Annotated in this window: 14 protein-coding genes and 1 pseudogene; 6 read left to right on the top strand and 9 right to left on the bottom strand. The window is 70.6% G+C overall.

Annotation, left to right across the window (positions count from 1 at the left end; genetic code table 11):
• Positions 1-151: 151 nt before the first annotated feature.
• Positions 152-361: pseudogene (locus RCR19_RS06610) on the top strand (hypothetical protein); the annotation flags it as partial.
• Between the two features lie 40 nt (positions 362-401).
• Positions 402-2,222, top strand: coding sequence for a thiamine pyrophosphate-requiring protein (locus RCR19_RS06605; RefSeq protein ID WP_331264248.1), 1,821 nt, complete (start codon positions 402-404; stop codon positions 2,220-2,222).
• A gap of 114 nt (positions 2,223-2,336) precedes the next feature.
• On the opposite strand, the gene RCR19_RS06600 is transcribed toward RCR19_RS06605, so the two are convergent.
• The 9 genes from RCR19_RS06600 to RCR19_RS06560 all read right to left on the bottom strand — a co-directional run bounded on the left by RCR19_RS06600 (position 2,337) and on the right by RCR19_RS06560 (position 11,022).
• The gene (locus tag RCR19_RS06600) at positions 2,337-3,485 is read right to left on the bottom strand and encodes a glutathione-independent formaldehyde dehydrogenase (RefSeq protein ID WP_331264247.1); all 1,149 of its coding nucleotides are present in this window, start codon (positions 3,483-3,485) and stop codon (positions 2,337-2,339) included.
• A gap of 490 nt (positions 3,486-3,975) precedes the next feature.
• Positions 3,976-4,461, bottom strand: coding sequence for a hypothetical protein (locus tag RCR19_RS06595; RefSeq protein WP_331264246.1), 486 nt, complete (start codon positions 4,459-4,461; stop codon positions 3,976-3,978).
• A complete protein-coding gene (locus RCR19_RS06590; RefSeq protein ID WP_331264245.1) occupies positions 4,448-4,813 on the bottom strand; it encodes a hypothetical protein in 366 nt (121 codons plus the stop codon). Before RCR19_RS06590 ends, RCR19_RS06595 begins: the two co-directional genes overlap by 14 nt.
• A gap of 110 nt (positions 4,814-4,923) precedes the next feature.
• Complete coding sequence (locus RCR19_RS06585) at positions 4,924-5,784, bottom strand: STM4011 family radical SAM protein (RefSeq protein ID WP_331264244.1); 861 nt, start codon at positions 5,782-5,784, stop codon at positions 4,924-4,926.
• A gap of 10 nt (positions 5,785-5,794) precedes the next feature.
• A complete protein-coding gene (locus RCR19_RS06580; RefSeq protein ID WP_331264243.1) occupies positions 5,795-7,153 on the bottom strand; it encodes an STM4012 family radical SAM protein in 1,359 nt (452 codons plus the stop codon).
• Positions 7,150-7,956: an STM4013/SEN3800 family hydrolase gene (locus RCR19_RS06575; RefSeq protein WP_331269362.1), complete on the bottom strand. Its 807-nt coding sequence runs from the start codon at positions 7,954-7,956 to the stop codon at positions 7,150-7,152. Before RCR19_RS06575 ends, RCR19_RS06580 begins: the two co-directional genes overlap by 4 nt.
• Position 7,957: 1 nt before the next feature.
• Entirely contained in the window at positions 7,958-9,115 is a 1,158-nt protein-coding gene (locus RCR19_RS06570) for an STM4014 family protein (protein ID WP_331264242.1), read from the bottom strand.
• Positions 9,096-10,061: an STM4015 family protein gene (locus tag RCR19_RS06565; protein ID WP_331264241.1), complete on the bottom strand. Its 966-nt coding sequence runs from the start codon at positions 10,059-10,061 to the stop codon at positions 9,096-9,098. Before RCR19_RS06565 ends, RCR19_RS06570 begins: the two co-directional genes overlap by 20 nt.
• A 7-nt stretch (positions 10,062-10,068) precedes the next feature.
• The gene (locus RCR19_RS06560) at positions 10,069-11,022 is read right to left on the bottom strand and encodes an STM4015 family protein (protein ID WP_331264240.1); all 954 of its coding nucleotides are present in this window, start codon (positions 11,020-11,022) and stop codon (positions 10,069-10,071) included.
• Between the two features lie 470 nt (positions 11,023-11,492).
• On the opposite strand from RCR19_RS06560, the gene RCR19_RS06555 reads away from it, so the two are divergent.
• From RCR19_RS06555 to RCR19_RS06540, 4 genes are all read left to right on the top strand, one after another.
• A complete protein-coding gene (locus RCR19_RS06555) occupies positions 11,493-11,819 on the top strand; it encodes a hypothetical protein (protein ID WP_331264239.1) in 327 nt (108 codons plus the stop codon).
• Between the two features lie 56 nt (positions 11,820-11,875).
• Positions 11,876-12,883, top strand: a complete 1,008-nt coding sequence (locus tag RCR19_RS06550; protein WP_331269361.1) for a DUF6745 domain-containing protein — start codon at positions 11,876-11,878, stop codon at positions 12,881-12,883.
• A gap of 527 nt (positions 12,884-13,410) precedes the next feature.
• Positions 13,411-14,001 (top strand): flavodoxin family protein, encoded by a 591-nt coding sequence (locus RCR19_RS06545; RefSeq protein ID WP_331264238.1) that lies wholly within the window; start codon positions 13,411-13,413, stop codon positions 13,999-14,001.
• A gap of 386 nt (positions 14,002-14,387) precedes the next feature.
• Positions 14,388-16,499: a glycoside hydrolase family 27 protein gene (locus RCR19_RS06540; protein ID WP_331264237.1), complete on the top strand. Its 2,112-nt coding sequence runs from the start codon at positions 14,388-14,390 to the stop codon at positions 16,497-16,499.
• The last annotated feature ends 329 nt before the right edge of the window (positions 16,500-16,828 follow it).

The following is a 16,828-nucleotide window of genomic DNA, read 5'->3' as shown; positions in this document are numbered from 1 at the left end:
GTACGGCCCGATGTCCCGCACGCCCCGGAATCAACGAAGGCGGTTTCCCCAATGACTCGTGCCTCCTCCTCCGGCGGTTCCACGGTGGATGCCTCCGGTCTGGAGGCGGCGCTGCGTGGGGCGGTGGATGCCGAGATCCGATGACCGTCGCACCGGACGCCGGGCCCTGCATCTGGCCGAGGTGCTTGCCCTCGGCCTCGAGGGGAACCTGCCCGGCCAGGACCCCGAGCGTCTGGCCGAGCGGCCCTCCCGCCCCTCCCTCGCTGCCCGGTGCGCGACCACCGCGGGCGCCGCCGCCCTCACGGCCGCGGTGGCGACGGCCGCCGGTCACAGAGCCCTCCGCGCACTGCGCCGTCAGTGACCGCGTCCCTTCACAGCAACCTCCGGAAAGGTCCTCGAACATGTCGATGAAGGTCTCCGACCACGTCCTGGAGCGACTGCGCGACTGGGGGGTGGAGCACGTCTTCGCCTATCCCGGCGATGGCATCAACGGCCTGCTCGCGGCCTGGGGCCGGGCCGACGACAAACCCCGGTTCATCCAGGCCCGGCACGAGGAGATGGCCGCCTTCGAGGCCGTCGGCTACGCCAAGTTCTCCGGCAGGGTCGGCGTCTGCGCCGCCACCTCCGGGCCCGGCGCGATCCACCTGCTCAACGGTCTGTACGACGCCAAGCTCGACCACGTCCCGGTCGTGGCGATCGTGGGGCAGACCAACCGCAGCGCCATGGGCGGCTCCTATCAGCAGGAGGTCGACCTGCTGAGCCTGTACAAGGACGTCGCCTCCGACTTCTGCGAGATGGTCACCGTCCCCGAGCAACTGCCCAACGTGCTGGACCGGGCGATGCGCACGGCCATGGCACGACGCTCGGTCACGGCCGTCATCATCCCCGCCGATGTGCAGGAACTCGACTACTCGCCGCCCCAGCACGCGTTCAAGATGGTGCCGTCGAGCCTCGGCATGCCGAACTACGCGCCGGTGCCGTCGCACGAGGACGTCACACGCGCCGCCGACGTGCTCAACGCGGGCGACAAGGTCGCGATCCTCATCGGTCAGGGCGCCCGCGGGGCACGGCAGGAGGTCATGGCCGTCGCCGACCGGCTCGGCGCGGGCGTCGCCAAGGCGCTGCTGGGAAAGGACGCCCTGGACGACGACCTGCCGTACGTCACCGGCTCCATCGGGCTGCTGGGCACCCGGCCGTCGTACGAGATGATGCAGGGCTGCGACACGCTCCTGGTCATCGGCTCGTCGTTCCCCTACACCCAGTTCCTGCCGGAGTTCGGGCAGGCTCGGGCGGTGCAGATCGACATCGATCCGCACATGGTCGGCCTGCGCTACCCGTTCGAGGTGAACCTCGTCGGCGACTCCCGCGAGACACTCGACCGGCTGCTGCCGCTCCTGGACTCCGGCAAGGACCAGGGCTGGCGCAGGAAGATCGAGAAGAACACGGCCCGTTGGTGGGAGGTCATGGAACGACGTGCCGCCGTCGACGCCTACCCGATCAACCCCGAGTACGTCGCCCACGCCCTCAACGACCTGCTGCCCGACAACGTCGTCCTCGCCTCGGACTCCGGCTCGGCCGCCAACTGGTACGCCCGTCACCTGAAACTGCGCGGCGCCATGCGCGGCTCGCTGTCCGGAACGCTCGCCACCATGGGTCCTGGAGTGCCGTACGTCATCGGTGCCAAGTTCGCGCACGGCGACCGTCCGGCGATCGCCCTGGTGGGCGACGGCGCGATGCAGATGAACGGCATGGCCGAGCTGATCACCGTCGCGAAGTACTACCGCGAGTGGGAGGACCCGCGTCTGATCGTCGCCATTCTGAACAACCAGGACCTCAACCAGGTCACCTGGGAGATGCGCGCCATGGAGGGCGCCCCGCAGTTCCTGCCCTCCCAGTCGATCCCCGATGTCGCCTACGCCGACTTCGCCCGTCTCATCGGCCTCGAGGGGCTGCGGGTCGAGAAGCCGGTCGATGTGCGCGGTGCCTGGGAGACCGCACTCGCCACCGACCGGCCCTGTGTGCTCGACTTCGTCACCGACCCGGCCGTGCCGCCCATCCCGCCGCACGCCACCCTCGACCAGATCGAGGCGGCCGCGGCCTCCGTCATCAAGGGCGACAGCGATCGGGCGGCCGTGGTCCGCCAGGGCTTCAAGGCCAAGGTCCAGGAGTTCCTGCCCGGTCACCGCCACCGCAACGAACGGCCCTCGCGGACCGAACGGTGAGCGACACCCCGGTCGTGGAGCGGGTGAACAGCGCGGTGTTCACCCTGTCCACGGATGTTGCCGAGACGGACGGCGCGCTGACGGTGAAACGGATGGGCGACCGCGGGCGTCCGGTCAGGCGCCTTCGGGGTGGAGGATGACCTTCGTCCAACCGTCGTCCCGGGCGTCGAAGTGCCGGTAGCCTTCGGGCGCCCGGTCGAGGGGCAGCTCATGGGAGACGATCCAGGACGGCTTGGCCTTGCCCTGCTCGATCAGCCCGCACAGCTGCCGATTGTAGTCCTTGACGTTGGCCTGTCCATTGCCGATGCTCTGGCCCTTGAACCAGAACCTGCCGTAGTCGAAGGCGACTTCGCCCTCCTTGTACAGCGGGTCGGGGCTCTTCGGATCCTGTGCGACGAAGACTCCGACCACACCGATCGTGCCGGTGAACTTCACCGAGTCGACCAGACGATTGAGCGTGAGGTTGGGGTGCTCGTTGCCCTGGGTGTCGTGTGCCTGGTAGCCCACGCACTCACAGCCCCGGTCCGCGCCGAGCCCCTTGGTCTCCTCCAGGACCCGGTCGACGGGTGACCCCTTGGAGTCGTCGATGGAGATGGCGCCGATCTGCTCCGCGAGCGCGAGACGGTCGGGATGGCGGTCGACCACCATCACCTTCGCCGCGCTCTTCAGCGTCGCGGACAGGGCGGCCATCAGCCCCACCGGACCGGCACCGTAGATGACGACGGTGTCGCCCGGTTCCACCCGGGCCAGCTGGGTGGCGTGCCAGCCGGTGGGGAAGACGTCGGAGAGCATCGTGTAGTCGCTCTGCCGCTCGGCGGCGTCCTCGGGCAGGACCAGACAGTTGTGGTCGCCGTAGGGCACCCGCAGGAACTCGGCCTGCCCCCCGCTGTAGGGACCCATGCCCGCGAATCCGTACGCCGCCCCTGCCATCGTCGGATCGTCCGGAGTGGTCAGACAGAACCCGGTCAGCCCGTGCTCGCAGTTGCGGCAGAAACCACAGGAGATGTTGAACGGCAGACTGACCATGTCGCCGACCCTGACCCGGTCCACGCCGTCGCCGACCTCGATGACCTCGCCCATGTTCTCGTGGCCGAGGATGCGGCCGGACTCCAGGTCGGTACGGCCTTCGTACATGTGCAGATCGGAACCGCAGATATTGGTCGTGGTGATCCTCACCAGGACATCGGTGGGTCGCTCGATCCTGGCATCGGGCATGTCCCTCACCACGACCTCGCGCGGACCTTCGTACACCAGAGCCTCCATCGGGATTCCCTCCGTCCGAGCGGTACGCACTGTGTCCTGGCCGGCCGGACAACCCGTGCACGCTGTACCGGCGCCGGACCCGGCCTCCGGAGCGAGTAGCCCACTCGGGGACAAAAATGCACGAAACCTATAAAAAGGGGAGGCAAGGTCCCCGAGGGTGAACGTTGCGCGCGGCCGACCGTCACGTGAGGGGGCGACCAAGCTTGTGACCTGGGCGAATGCAGGCTCGACGGAGGCAGGATCGGCGCTGGCCCCGGAAGGGTTCCGTTGTCAGCGGTTTTCGCCAGACGCGACGGCGCTCCTCGCGGGCACCGCTGCCCAGCTCACCCTCGGGGCCGTGTCACATGTCGGAAGTCCACGGAACGGCATCGTCCGGGAGGTGAACGACGATCACCGTGGCGGCCCGCTCCGCGACGGCCCGCACAGTGGCGCCCACGTCCCGGCCGCCCACCGTCGCCGAGATCCGCATCCGATGGCGAACCGATGGTGATCAGCGGTTCGGGAAGGAGGCCAGAGCAAGGTCCCACTGGTCCGCCGCGTCGAGCAGGGCAGCCGTATCGACGCGCACCATCACGAAGTACTGGTAGATGTCGGCCCGGTTGTCACCCTGCCGCCACGGCGGTGCCGCCTCCAAAGACAGGTGAACGCGGATCACCACCCCGTCCTCACGTCGATCGGCGAGGCTGAAGGCCAGGACCGGCTCGATGAACCACGTGTCGGGGGACAACCACTCGTCTTCGGCGGCAGGTTCGCTCACCGCCACCGTCCCCGCAGCCACACCGCGCAGCCAGGCGGCCACCTCACGGGCCTCACCCGTGAGCAGACATGGATCGGTGAAGGACCAACTGCCCTCGGGAGTCGTGACCGCGCCGGTGACGACCAGCCAGTTGTCGTCGTGTACGTCGCCGCGGACCACGGGGAACTCATAGCGCAACGGGCCGAGCTCGACACTGGTCGCGTGATCACTCAGGAGCACCGCCACAGGATGGCACGGGCCTTCCCTGCCCCGCGCGGCGTTTGTTGTGCGAGCTGTCGACTCCCGCCTGTGTCTGGAAAGCCGTGAGAGTGAGTCGTCCGTGGTCCCCTGCTGGGACGACGTTGACCAGCAGCGCGCTCTCCTCGTCGAAACCCAGGGTGAAGACCGGGTCGAGTTTCATCAGGAAACCGAAACCCTCCCGGTCCTCCTCGGACAGTGGAGGCTCGGGGATCGCCTCACACGTCCAGTCGTCGCCGGTGACGTGGATCGCGACTCGCACACCGAACCGGGCCAAGCACGTCGAGCGGTTGGCCCACCACTCAAGTGTCGCCGAGCCCTCGTAGCTGTCCATCGCACGAGTATCACGGACAGGTCGGCGGCTCGGCGCCGGCGTTGACGCCGAAGAGAATCAGCTCGTGCCATGGGCGAGGAACAGAACATGGTGACGGATCGGCCGAGCCGTCAGATACGAACCGGGGGGAGCGCGGCGGGGATCCGCTCCAGGACCCCGCCTGCGAACACGTCGTACAGAGGCAGCGTCTCCAAGTGGACGTACCCGATGTGGCAGTCGCAGGCGGCCAACGGGCAGGCGCGTGGACGCAGTGCTCGGCGGTATGAGCCGTCGTACAGGTTGCCCAACTCCGACCGGACGAAGTGACAGCGCCGCACCGTGCCCTCTCCGTCCACCGATATGACGGACTCGCCCGTACGGCAGGGCAGACCGCCGCTGCGGTGCGGGTGGCGGCTGTAAGGGAAGAGCGGGTCGAGGTCGGTCCATCGGTCGGCCTCGTCATCGGTGTAGGTGTGGCCTTCGGCGGCGTTGATCCACAGATAGACGTGCGGGGGGAGGTCGGCGCGCAGGCGGCGCGCGTGCTCCAGGTGCTCCGGGAGGCCCACGACGCCGACGCTGTGCCGGACGCCGCGGGAGGCGAGATCATGGCACTTGGCCAGGAAGCGGTCGTACGGCGTCTGCCCGGGGTGGAAGGTGCACCACAGGGCGATGGTGTCCAAGTCGGCCTCGTCCAGCCAGTTCGTGCGGCAGCTGAGGTTGGTCTGGATCGCCACCCGGTTCACATGCGGCAACCGGCTCAGTTCCACGAGGGTGTACCGGTACCAGGAACGCACCAGGCCCTCACCCCAGGGCGTGAACAGCAGGGAGAGCCGGTCCTCGCGCTGCGCGACCGCCCAGTCGGCGAAACGCTCCAGTGCGGCGCGGTCCGCCGTCAGTTGGGCGCGGCTGTCCCGCCGCTTGGCGAAGGGGCAGTAGGGGCAGTCGTAGTCGCACGACGCCAGCGGGCCGCGGTAGAGGATCGTCAGGTCCATGCGGGCTCCGTCACTTCGGTTCGTACGCGGTCATGCGCTCCCGCACGGCGGCGGAGAACAACTCGGGTCCCAGCGCGTCGGAGTGGGCCAGGCCCTCGGGAGACAGGCGCAGCAGCGCCGGACCGGTGGAGTCGTCAAGCCAGCCCCGGTCGTGGAACCGGTCCAGCTCGTCGGGGAAATCGTCCTCGGGCGCAGTGCCGAATCGGGTCCGGTAGCCGGCGAGGGGCATGCCCTCGGCCTGGAGCAAAGACTGCAGCAGATGACGGCGCCGGGCGTCGTCCGCGTTCATCTCCCAGCCGTAGTCGGCACGGCGGAAGCCGTCGGTGGAGCGGGCGGTGTAGTCGTCGATGATCGCGCGTATGCGATGCATGTCCACCGCGTAGTCGAAGGAGTAGTGCAGCTTCGTGGTGTACGAGCGTGCGCCGCAGCCGAGGCCGACCATGCCGTCGGTCTGGCACGCGTAGTCCTCTCCTCCGGTCGACGGGGCGTCCGCACGGCGGAACATGCGCATCGAGACCTGTTCATAGCCCCGCGCGAGCAGGTGGTCGCGGCCGTGTCGGTACAGCCGCAGCCGGTGTTCGTCCCAGTCGGCCTCCTCGGTGGGCCGGCCGTGATGCCGGCCAAGACCCGTGAGCGGGCGGACGTAGAGGGGATACAGATACAGCTCCTCGGGCCGCCAGGCGAGAGCGGCGTCGAGGGAACGGCTCCAGGACTGCTCGGTCTGCCCCTCGATGCCGTAGATCAGGTCGATGTTCAGGACGGGGATTCCGGCGTCGCGGACCCGGGCGAGCGCCGCCTCGACGTCCGCCCGGCGCTGGGGACGCACGGCCGCCCGGGCCTCGGAGTCGACGAAGCTCTGCACCCCGAGGCTCAGCCGTGTGGTGCCGCGGGAGGCCAGCACGGACAGCCGGTCCGCCGTCGCGGTCGCGGGCGAGGCCTCCACGGACAACGGGACGGCCAGCAGGTCGGCGCCCAGGCCGTGCTCGGCCAGATCGCACAGCCGCTCGAGCTCCGCGGCCTCCAGGAAGGTCGGAGTGCCGCCACCGAAGGCCGCATTCGCGAACCGCGCGCCGTCGCCCAGCGCCTCACGCACCGCGACCGCCTGACGCTCCAGCGCGTCCAGGTAGGCCGCTGTCAGACCGTCCGGTGCCCCGATCCGGGTGAAGAGGTTGCAGAAGCCGCACCGTACCTCGCAGAACGGGATGTGGAAGTAGAGCGAGAGGGCGTTCTTCGGTTCAGCGGCCCACAGTTCGCGCAGAAGGGCGCGCTCCCGGGGCAGGGGCCGGTACGCGGTCTTGTGCGGATAGGCGTAGACGTAGTGCTGGTACGGGCGGACGGCGGGCAGGGCCGCGGCTTCGGCGGTGGTCATGCGGCCTCATCGAGGAAGAAGTGGGCATAGGGCACGGTCCAGACGACGTCGTGGCCGACACGGTGGCCGGTGTAGCCGTCCTCGCCGTAGGCGGTGCCGTGGTCGGAGCAGACGATGGCGAAGCACGGACGGCGGCTGCTCGCGGCGTCGAACAGCCGCCCGATGTGCCGGTCCACGTACTCGAGGGCGGCCGCGTGAGTGGCCCGGGTGTCGCCGTCCTCTCGAGTGGCGCCGGGCAGATGGAACCAGTTGGGCTGGTGCAGGGCGGCCACGTTCACGAAGAGGAACAGGCGTTGCTCCGGGGGGAGTTCGGCGACGACCTTCTCGGCGCAGGTCACCTGGGCCTCGAAGGAGGTGGGTGAGACCACCCCGAACTCCGGCTCCCAGTGACTCTCATGGAACATTCCGGGCAGGACGGAGCCCAGCGGCCCTTGCTTGTTGAAGAACCCCACCCCGCCGATGCACACGGTGCGGTAGCCGACGCCGGCCAGCCCCGAGACCAGGTCGGGGGTGTCGTAGACGAAGGTGCCGTCCGCCGTGGTCTCGCTGCCCGCGAAGCGGGCGGCGAAGAGCCGTGGGTGCGGTCCCGGCGTGGCCGGTGTCGGCAGGAATCCCGCGAACATGGCCTGGTGCGAGGCGTAGGTGAAGTTGCCGGGTGCGTGCCGGCGTTCCCAGCCGCCGCCGGGCAGATGGCGTGCCAGGTTCGGTATGCGGCCGGCCGCGGCCAGCTCCTCGGCCACGTCGTGGCGGAGTGTGTCCAGCGTGACCAGCAGCAGGTCGTGGCTGCCCACGATGTCGTTCATGTCAAGCGGTGGTGTCATGGTGGTGCTCCTTGCGTTCCGTACGTCGTACGGCGACCTGTGCCGCGGCGACCTGTGCCGCGTAGGTGTCCAGGCCCTCGGCTCCGCTGCCGGGCAGGCCGGTCAGGCGGGGCAGCAGATCGCCGAATGCGTTCACCTCTCCGACGGTGAACCGCCGCCATCCCGCGCTCGGCAGGATGTCCACACCGACGCAGAGAGTGCCCGGGAAACACGCGGCCGCCCGTTCGGCCGTCTCCAGCACGTCGGCGAACCTGCCTCCCGCGGCCGTGATCGCCGCGCGTGCCGCGTCCAGGTCGCCGCGGGCGCCACCCAGATGGAGATTCGTCATGGGATGCCGGCTGGTCCGCACGACGGCGTGAGTGGCACGTCCCGCGACGACCACCACCCGCAGATCGCAGGCCCGGCCGCCCTGCGAGGCCTTGGGCAGCCACCGTTCGACGTGGATGCCGTCCGGGACCAGGGCGTCAACGAGGGCGGCGACCTCCGGCTCCGAGGTGTAGTGCCGTACCCGGAGCGAGTTGTACAGGCGGCCGTCGGGCGCGGTCTCCACGGAGGTCGTCGCCTTGACCCGGCCGGGACCTGCCGTCTCCAGCGCCACGATCCCCGAGGCCGACGAGCCGTGTGCCGGCTTGACGAACACCCGCGCCAGGCGGGCCTGCTTCAGCCGGTCCTTGAGCTCCTCCCAGCCGCCGACCGCACCCGTAAGGGCCGGAGGGACCGGCACGCCCGCGGCGCTCAGCCGGGCGTGGCAGCGGCGCTTGTCGAACATGACCGCGACGTCCTCCGGGTCGGCGGAGGTCACCGCGCCCGCACGGTGCGCCGCACGGGCCACGTCCCGCAGTACGGCGGTGAAGCGGCGGTGCCACAGCGCCGTTCCCTCGACGCGCGCCGGGTCGTCGGTGCCCCGCAACAGCCGGTCGACCTCCGCGTTCTCGCCAGGGGAGTCGATCCGCACCCACTCGCCCGGCGTGAAGGCGTACCGCCCGCGCAGCACGTCCGGCCATGGGAGGACACGGGGCGTCCCGTGACCCGCGGCCCGCACGGCGTCGGCGAACATCGACGTCCGCCGGTTCTCGGGATTGCCGACGACGGCGAACCGGAGACCGGTGCGCGGCGCCGGACTACTCGGAGACAGCGACATAGCGCCACTCCTCGTCCCGCCAGCGGTGCGGGGCGCACTGGTCCGACAGGTCGACCTCGGTGCCTGCGGAGCCGAAGGCGGTACGCACCCGGTCGGCCACCGACTCGCTGAGGAAGTGGTGGTGCAGGTCCAGCCGCTTCAGATGGGACAACGGCTGACCCCGGAGCAGGGCTTCGGCACCCGCGTCGGTGAGGGTCCCCATGGACAGGCTCAGCGATTCAAGCTGTGCCACGACGGGCGCCGAGGCCACCGCCGCCGCGATCTCGTCCTGCAGTTCGCTGTCCTGAAGGCCGAGACGGCGCAGCGCGGGGAAGCGTCCTCCGGCCAGGACCGGCGCGAGGTCGGCGACCGTCGTGTCACCGCCGTACTGGGACACACCGAGCCACAGCTCCAGGTGCTCCAGCGCGGGCAGTTCGCTGGCGCCGACCGCGCGGACCACCTGTGCGGGCAGGCCCCCCGACTCGAAGCGCATTATGCGCAGCGCTTCGTGGCGCACCGGGCGCAGCGACAGGGGCTCCTCGCCGAGCCCCTGCGAGTCGCCGCCGCGGACGGCCAGCTCCTCCAGCAGCGGGAAGGCCTCCAGCACGGGAGTGACATCGGTGAGCTGCAGCCAGGAGATCTCGCACTCCTCGCCGGTGACGTCGGCGAGGAACAGGGCCCGCAGTGCGGGGAATCGCGGCGCGTCGGCGAGGATGAGCTCGAGCGCCGGGCGCAGTTCGCTGTACTCGTCGTACCACCAGGGTCCGATGACCAGAGCCCGTACCTCGGTGCTCGGCACCCGGTCCACGAAGCTTTGCCACAGGTCGTCGAACGACATGGACTCGGCCACGTGGCAGTCCAGTCGCCAGGCCACGGCGCCCGCTGCCGGAAGTGCCTCTTCGGGCCGCTCCGGAAGGGTGTGGACGGGCAGCCCGTGGAACGTCTCGAAGTGATCGGCGAACGTCATCGTGTCCTCATTCCGCGACGGCGGTGAAACGGTGGACGACGCCGTCGTCCTCCCAGGAGTCGCCTACTTCGGACAGGTCGATCTCGACGCCGGACGGCTCCAGGGCCGTTCGGATCCGCTCGGCGACCGGTTCGCTGACGAAGTTGTGGTGGAGGTCGAGCCGGGTCAGGTGGGTGAGGGGCTGGCCGCCGAGGAGCGCCGTCACCCCCTCGTCGGTGAGCACGCCGAGGGACAGGTCGAGCGACGTCAGCTGGGCGACGACCGGGGACCCGGCGACGACGGCGGCGATCTCGTCCTGTATCTCGCTGTTGCGCAGGCCGAGATGGCGCAGCGCCGGGAAGCGTCCCCCCGCCAGGATCGGAGCGAGGTCGGCGACCGTCGCATCGCCGCCGTACTCCTCCACGCCGAGCCACAGGTCGAGGCTCTCCAGGGCGGGGAACTCGCCGGCGGCGACACCGCGTACGACCTCCCCCGGCAGGCCGCCGGCCTCGAACCGGAGCCTGCGCAGATGCTTGTGCCGGACGGCGGGGAAGCGCAGTCCGGCGCCGCCACGGACCCCGAACTCCTCCAGCAGCGGATAGGCCTCGAGGACCGGTGTGACGTCGGACTGCTCGATCCAGGAGATCTCCGCCTCCTCCATCTCCAGGTCCCCGATGAACACGGCCCGAAGAGCCGTCAGCCGGTCCCGGGCATCCACGAGGCGCTGCACGATGACGCTGGAGTCGTTGTCGTACGCCTCACCCCACTGACCCACGACGATCGCGCGGACGCCGGACGGGTCCACGGAGCCGAGGAATCGGTCCCAGAGGTCGGCGAAACCCTCCGAGGAGTCTCCATAGGCGTCGACGGCCAGCCGCCAGGCCACATCGCCCGCGGCGGGCAGCTCGCGGTGGGTCCCGGGATCGGGGAAGTCGAAGGCCGGGAGGCCGTGCAGTTCCTGAAGATGCTCGACGGGGGACATGTCGCTGGCCTCCTGGGATGCGGACGCGGTGCGTTGCTCGCGAAGAGTTCTACCAAGCGGCACTGACACCGCCGGCAACGGGCCGTGCGTGGCCGGCGGCCCGGAGCCCGACGGGTCGTCGAGCCGGTCCGCGCCATCAACAGGAGCCGTCCGCGACCCGGTTCGACGGGGGCGGGGCGGCCGACCCACGCGACTGGCGATGTCTCGTGGCACGAGGGCGCCCGCCGTCCGGCGGCTGCCGCGGCGCTCGAGCCCGGGGACAGCGGCCGCGGTCGGTCGGTGTCGTGACCGGACTCCGGCCGGGGCCGCCCGTGCGGGTCCGCGGTGTGGTGGATGCGGCGGTGGTGCGGAAGCGCAGGTCGGACGCGGAGCCGCACCCCGGCCGATGCCGTTCGGGACCGCGTTGTCAGACCCCCCGCATAACGTCGTGGACATCGATCGGCGAGGCGCCGACGGAAAGGGAGACACGCATGTACCGGCAGGGGGACGTCCTGATCATGCCCGTCGCGGAGGCGGCGCTGCCACCGGGCACGGAGGGGCTGCCGCAACAGCCGAGGGACGCGCGAGGGCGGCTCGTGCTCGCTCTCGGCGAGGTCACCGGACATGCCCACGCGGTGGTCGGGCCGGGGACGCTCATGCGTGAGACCGGGCCGTTCGCGGTCTCCTACCTCCATCTCCCGGACGGCGGACGGGTGGTGCACGAGGAGCACGCGGCCATACCGCTGCCCAAGGGCTGGTACCGCGTGGTCCGGCAGCGTGAGTACGTGCCCGGCGCGGTGCGCGTCGTGGCGGACTGAGACGGCGGGGGAGCGGAAGGGTGAGCACGCCGATGGAGACCGCACAGGCGGACACGATGGCGAAGTGGCGCGAGGTGGCGGCGGCGACCGGCCCCGCGGACCGGGGGGCCGCGGAGGAAGGACTGCGCCTGGCCTACCGGCTGGCGGCCCTGGAGGAGCCGGAGACCGTCGTATGGGCGGGGTCACCCCGCGAAGGGGCCGCCCTGGCGGCACGCCTCACGGCGGAGGGTGCGACCGGTCGCAGTGTGCGCGAGGCGGTGCGTACACGGCCGTGGGCCGCCGCTCGGAAGGGCGTCCTCGACCGGCTCGGGCCGGCCGGGTGGGCGGGGCACTGGTCCCTGACGGGAGCTCAACTGTGGGACGGCACGGTCATGTTGACCGAGCGCATACGGACCGGTGTGGTCGAGGCCCTGGCCGGTACGGCTGGGGACGAGCAGGCCGTCAGGCTGGTGCTGGTCGACGCGGTCCTCGGCCAGCACGACGCGGCGTGGCTCGCCGCCTTCGACGGCCAGGACGGTGGTGAGGCGCTCGACGGGGTCGCCGAGGTCGCCCGCGCCGCGGGCTGGTGGTGGCCGTACGAAAGGACCGTGATCGTCTGCGAACGCCCGGTGGAACTGCACCGGGACGAGGCGGGCAGGCTCGATCGCGGCGACGGACCGGCGCTCGCCTTCCCCGACGGATTTGCACTGCACGCGTGGCGCGGCATGCCCGTCCCCGCCGAGTTCCTCGATGGGCTGGCCGGGCTGACCCCGCAGCGGATACGCGAGGAGGAGAACGCCGAACTGCGCCGCGTGATGCTGGAGCACTACGGCTACGACCGGTATCTGGCGGAGTCCGGGGCCGAGCCGGTCCAGCGGGACGAGACGGGTGTGCTGTGGCGCATCGAACTGGACGGGGACGAGCCGATGGTGATGGTCGAGGTGGTCAACTCGACGCCCGAGCCCGACGGTACGCACCGCACGTACTGGCTTCGAGTACCGCCGCGTATGCGCACCGCCCGGGAAGGCGTCGCCTGGACCTTCGGCCTCGAGGAGGGCGAGTACATGCCGGAGAGGGAGACGTGAGACGGCTCCCTCGTGCCCGGGGCGGCAGGACGTCGTCCCGGCCGGGGTGGCGTCCCAACCGGTGAGCTGATCCTGGGCGGCACCTCAGCCGGGGAGCCTGTCCTCGGTGGCGCCTGAAGCCGGTGCGCCTGCCCGGGGTGGCGCCCGAACCGCGGAGCGTGCCGGGGCGCCAACCTCAGCCGGTGAGCCCGTCCGCCTGCCCGGATCGGCGTCCCCCGGCCGGTTCCGGACGGTAAGGAACGTCCTCCCGCGCCCGGCGCGGTCCTGAGTGGTGACTGACGGTCGGGTGCCGGTCACCCCTTGCAGTAGGGCCTCGTCGGCGGCCGAACGTGGTGCGCGCTCCCGACGCGGGGCCCGCCCCTGATACGAAAGGTGCTCATCCGCACGCGCCTCCTCCTCTGTCACGGATGGGGAGGCTGTCCGGTCCTGGTTGGAGCAGGCCGATTCCGAGCCGCCCTGACGGACGAGTGTCGGCCTTCGGCTCCCGCAGGGAGTCGTCACCCCCCACTGCCAGGAGGAGAACTTTCATGACCAACCCCGTCGTCGCGATCGCCTATCACTCCGGCTACGGCCACACGACGGTGCTGGCCGAGGCCGTGCGTGACGGTGCCGCGGAGGCCGGAGCCGTCGTCCACCTGATCAAGGTCGACGAGATCACCGACGAGCAGTGGGGGCTGCTCGACGCGGCCGACGCGATCGTCTTCGGTTCGCCGACCTACATGGGTACGGCGTCCGGCGCCTTCCACCAGTTCGCCGAGACCACCTCCAAGCGATGGTTCGTCCACTCGTGGAAGAACAAACTCGCCGCCGGCTTCAGCAACTCCGGAGCCAAGAGCGGTGACAAGCTGCACACACTCCAGTACTTCACCGTCCTGGCGGCCCAGCACGGCATGACGTGGGTCAACCTCGGCCTGCACCCGGGCTGGAACAGCTCCACCGCCTCCGAGGACGATCTCAACCGCCTCGGCTTCTACCTGGGCGCGGGCGCCCAGACCCACACCGACCACGGTCCCGAGGAAGTCCACAAGGCGGACATAGCCACCGCCGAGCACCTGGGCCGCCGCGTTGCCGAACAGACCCGCATCTACGTGGCCGGACGTACCGCCGTCGGTGCCTGAGCACAACCCCGACCCGGCGTGAGGTCCGGCCCGCACGCCGCACGCGGACCGCGCGTAGTCCGGGCCACGTCACCCCGTGAGGGAATGCGGCCCGGACAGGACCTGACGGGCGCCGCAGTCGCCGTACGGCCATGAGGCAGGTCGTACGGCGGCTTCGGCGTGCCCACGCCCGGGTCAGGGCATCGCCGTGGCCTGGGGAACCCTCGGCGACGAAGGGGGTACGTCACTTTGAGATCCCGTTTTTAAGTTAATTAGCAATTAATATTGACAGGCTTGAGGGCTCTGGGCACAGTTTCCGCCGTGGCACCGGCGCCCGGGATGAACGGAGCGGGGTGTCTCGCACCCCCAACTCTCGGGAGACTTCAGTGGCTTCGCATCGTGCAGGCATGGCGCGCGTGCGGCGGACCGCGGCGGTGCTCGGCGCAGCGGTACTGGTCGGGTCGGCCGTTCCCGCGGCGCACGCCGCGGACGACCAGGGCGCGCCGCAGTTCTACGACAGCGGCCTGGCCCCCACGCCGTACATGGGATGGAACACCTACTACGGGCTCGGCGCCCCGACCGAGGACCAGGTCAAGAAGGTCGCCGACTACCTCGTCAGCAGCGGGCTGCGCGACAGTGGCTACAACATCGTGTGGCTGGACGGCGGTTGGCAGGCCGACCAGCCTCGCGATCCGCAGACGGGCCGGCTCGTGGCCAACCCCACGCGCTTCCCCTCCGGCATACCCGCGCTGGTGGACTACCTCCACAAGCGCGGCCTGAAGGCCGGCATCTACACCGACGCGGGTGAGTACGACGGCGGCAAGTGGTGCGGCCTTGGCAGCCGCGGCCACTACGACGAGGACGCCCGCCAGTTCGCCGGGTGGAAGGTCGACGCCATCAAGGTCGACTTCCTCTGCGGCATCGGCGCGGGGCTCGACCCGGGCCCGGCCTTCAAGCAGTTCAGCGATGCCGTCGCCAAGACCGGCCGCAAGATGCTGCTCAACCTGTGCAACCCGCTCACCGACGACTGGGGCATGCCGCACACCCCCGAGCAGGACGCGCACAACGCCTTCGTCTACGGGCCCACCACCGCCGACTCCTGGCGGACAGGCACCGACCTCGCCTGGGGCAGCCCCACCGCGGGGGAGTGGCCGAACATCCTGCGCAGCATGGACGCCAACGCCTGGCACCCCGAAGCCCAGGGTCCCGGGCACTGGAACGACCCGGACTACCTCATCCCGATGCGCAAGCTCGCCGAGGGCGGCTACGAGCTGACGGAGGAGGAGTCCATCACGCAGTTCGTGATGTGGGCCGAGATGGCCTCGCCGCTGGTCATCGGCAGTGACCCGCGCACGCTGCCGGAGTCCATGCTCGACACACTGCGCAACCCCGAGATCCTCGCCGTCGACCAGGACCCGCTGGGCATCCAGGGTGCCCGTGTGGCCACCGACTCCGTCGGCGACGTCTACAGCAAGGTGCTCCAGGGCGCGGGCAAGCGGGCGGTCGTCCTGCTCAACCGGTCCGACCAGGCGCAGGACCGCACCGTGAACTTCGCCGACGCGGGTCTGACGGGCAAGGTCTCCGTCCGTGACCTGCGGGCCCGCATCTCGCGCGGCACGTTCTCCGGCTCGTACACGGTGCACGTCCCCGCGCACGGCACCGCCTTCCTCAAGCTGACCGGCACCGACGAGGCCCCCGGTGCGCAGCTGCCCGGCCGCTCCTCGGCGAGTCCGGCGCTGGTGCGCGAGGGTGACACCCTGACCGCCTTCACCCGTGGCACGGACGGGTCGCTGCGGGCGCAGACCGCGCGCGGCGGTGACTGGTCCAAGTCCCGTACCACCGGACTGGGCGGCCCTACGCACGGCCGCTTCCTCGGCCAGCCCGCCGCGTACGCCTCGTCGGGCGGACGGATCGACGTCTTCGTGCGCGGCACCGACGACGCCGCCTACCGGCGCGTGTTCACGAACGGGCACTGGGGTCGCTGGCAGAGCCTGGGCGGCAGGTTGACGGACGCGCCGACCGCCGCGTTCGCCGGTCCTGACGACTGGACGCTCTTCGCCCGTGGCGCGGACGGCAAGCTGTGGTCGCGCGGCCCGGCCTCCGGCTGGACCTCGCAGGGCGCCCCGCAGGACAAGGCGTTCTACGGCCGTCCGTCGGGCGTCGTGGACGACGCCGGCCGGCTGCACGTGGCCGTCCGCACCTCGGACGACTCCGTATGGACGCGGACCCGCGACGCCGCCGGCACCTGGTCGGACTGGACGGCTCTCGGCGGCACGATCAGCGGCAGCCCGACGCTCGTGGTCTCCGGGGACACGGTGCACCTGTACGCCCGTGCCGGTGACTACACGCTCTGGCAGCGCGGCTGGACGGCGTCCGGCGACTGGGCCGGCTGGAGCAAGGTCGACCAGTTCGTCAGCGGTGCCTTCGACGGCGCGCTCGGTGCCGTGGCCGGGCCGGACGGCGGCGTGCTGGCCGCCTTCCGCGGAGTGGACGGGCGCGTCCACCAGACCGGGCTCTGAGCTCGGCGCCCAACCGCTCCACCCTGTTCCACCCGCGTCAACCCGTTCCACCCTGTTCCACCGGCGTCGACCTGCTCCACCCCGTTCCACCGGCGTCGACCCGCATCCCGCAAGACCGCATGACTGCACCACCGCAAGACCGCATGACCGCACCACCGCAAAACCGCTCGACCCGGCATCGCCCGGCAGTGACAGGTGTGCCTCGGGGTCTTCTCCGGCCCCGGAGGCACACCTCTCCAGAAAATAAATTAGTAATTAATCTTGACGGCCCCCTGACCACTGCGCCAGGCTGTGCCTGCCGCGCCCGGAGCCGGGCCGTCAGGGGGCCT

This window comes from Streptomyces sp. WAC07094 (genome assembly GCF_036320405.1).
In the GTDB taxonomy this organism is placed as follows: Bacteria; Actinomycetota; Actinomycetes; order Streptomycetales; family Streptomycetaceae; genus Streptomyces; species Streptomyces lannensis.
The sequence above is the reverse complement of the archived record's forward strand: the minus strand, read 5'-3'. Positions and strand labels throughout refer to the sequence as shown.

Excerpts from the sequence above, each read along its gene's own strand:
- RCR19_RS06605 (WP_331264248.1), top strand. The coding sequence starts at position 402 with ATGTCGATGAAGGTCTCCGACCACGTCCTGGAGCGACTGCGCGACTGG.
- RCR19_RS06600 (WP_331264247.1), bottom strand. The coding sequence starts at position 3,485 with ATGGAGGCTCTGGTGTACGAAGGTCCGCGCGAGGTCGTGGTGAGGGAC.
- RCR19_RS06590 (WP_331264245.1), bottom strand. The coding sequence starts at position 4,813 with ATGGACAGCTACGAGGGCTCGGCGACACTTGAGTGGTGGGCCAACCGC.
- RCR19_RS06585 (WP_331264244.1), bottom strand. The coding sequence starts at position 5,784 with ATGGACCTGACGATCCTCTACCGCGGCCCGCTGGCGTCGTGCGACTAC.
- RCR19_RS06580 (WP_331264243.1), bottom strand. The coding sequence starts at position 7,153 with ATGACCACCGCCGAAGCCGCGGCCCTGCCCGCCGTCCGCCCGTACCAG.
- RCR19_RS06575 (WP_331269362.1), bottom strand. The coding sequence starts at position 7,956 with ATGAACGACATCGTGGGCAGCCACGACCTGCTGCTGGTCACGCTGGAC.
- RCR19_RS06570 (WP_331264242.1), bottom strand. The coding sequence starts at position 9,115 with ATGTCGCTGTCTCCGAGTAGTCCGGCGCCGCGCACCGGTCTCCGGTTC.
- RCR19_RS06565 (WP_331264241.1), bottom strand. The coding sequence starts at position 10,061 with ATGACGTTCGCCGATCACTTCGAGACGTTCCACGGGCTGCCCGTCCAC.
- RCR19_RS06560 (WP_331264240.1), bottom strand. The coding sequence starts at position 11,022 with ATGTCCCCCGTCGAGCATCTTCAGGAACTGCACGGCCTCCCGGCCTTC.
- RCR19_RS06555 (WP_331264239.1), top strand. The coding sequence starts at position 11,493 with ATGTACCGGCAGGGGGACGTCCTGATCATGCCCGTCGCGGAGGCGGCG.
- RCR19_RS06550 (WP_331269361.1), top strand. The coding sequence starts at position 11,876 with ATGGCGAAGTGGCGCGAGGTGGCGGCGGCGACCGGCCCCGCGGACCGG.
- RCR19_RS06545 (WP_331264238.1), top strand. The coding sequence starts at position 13,411 with ATGACCAACCCCGTCGTCGCGATCGCCTATCACTCCGGCTACGGCCAC.
- RCR19_RS06540 (WP_331264237.1), top strand. The coding sequence starts at position 14,388 with ATGGCGCGCGTGCGGCGGACCGCGGCGGTGCTCGGCGCAGCGGTACTG.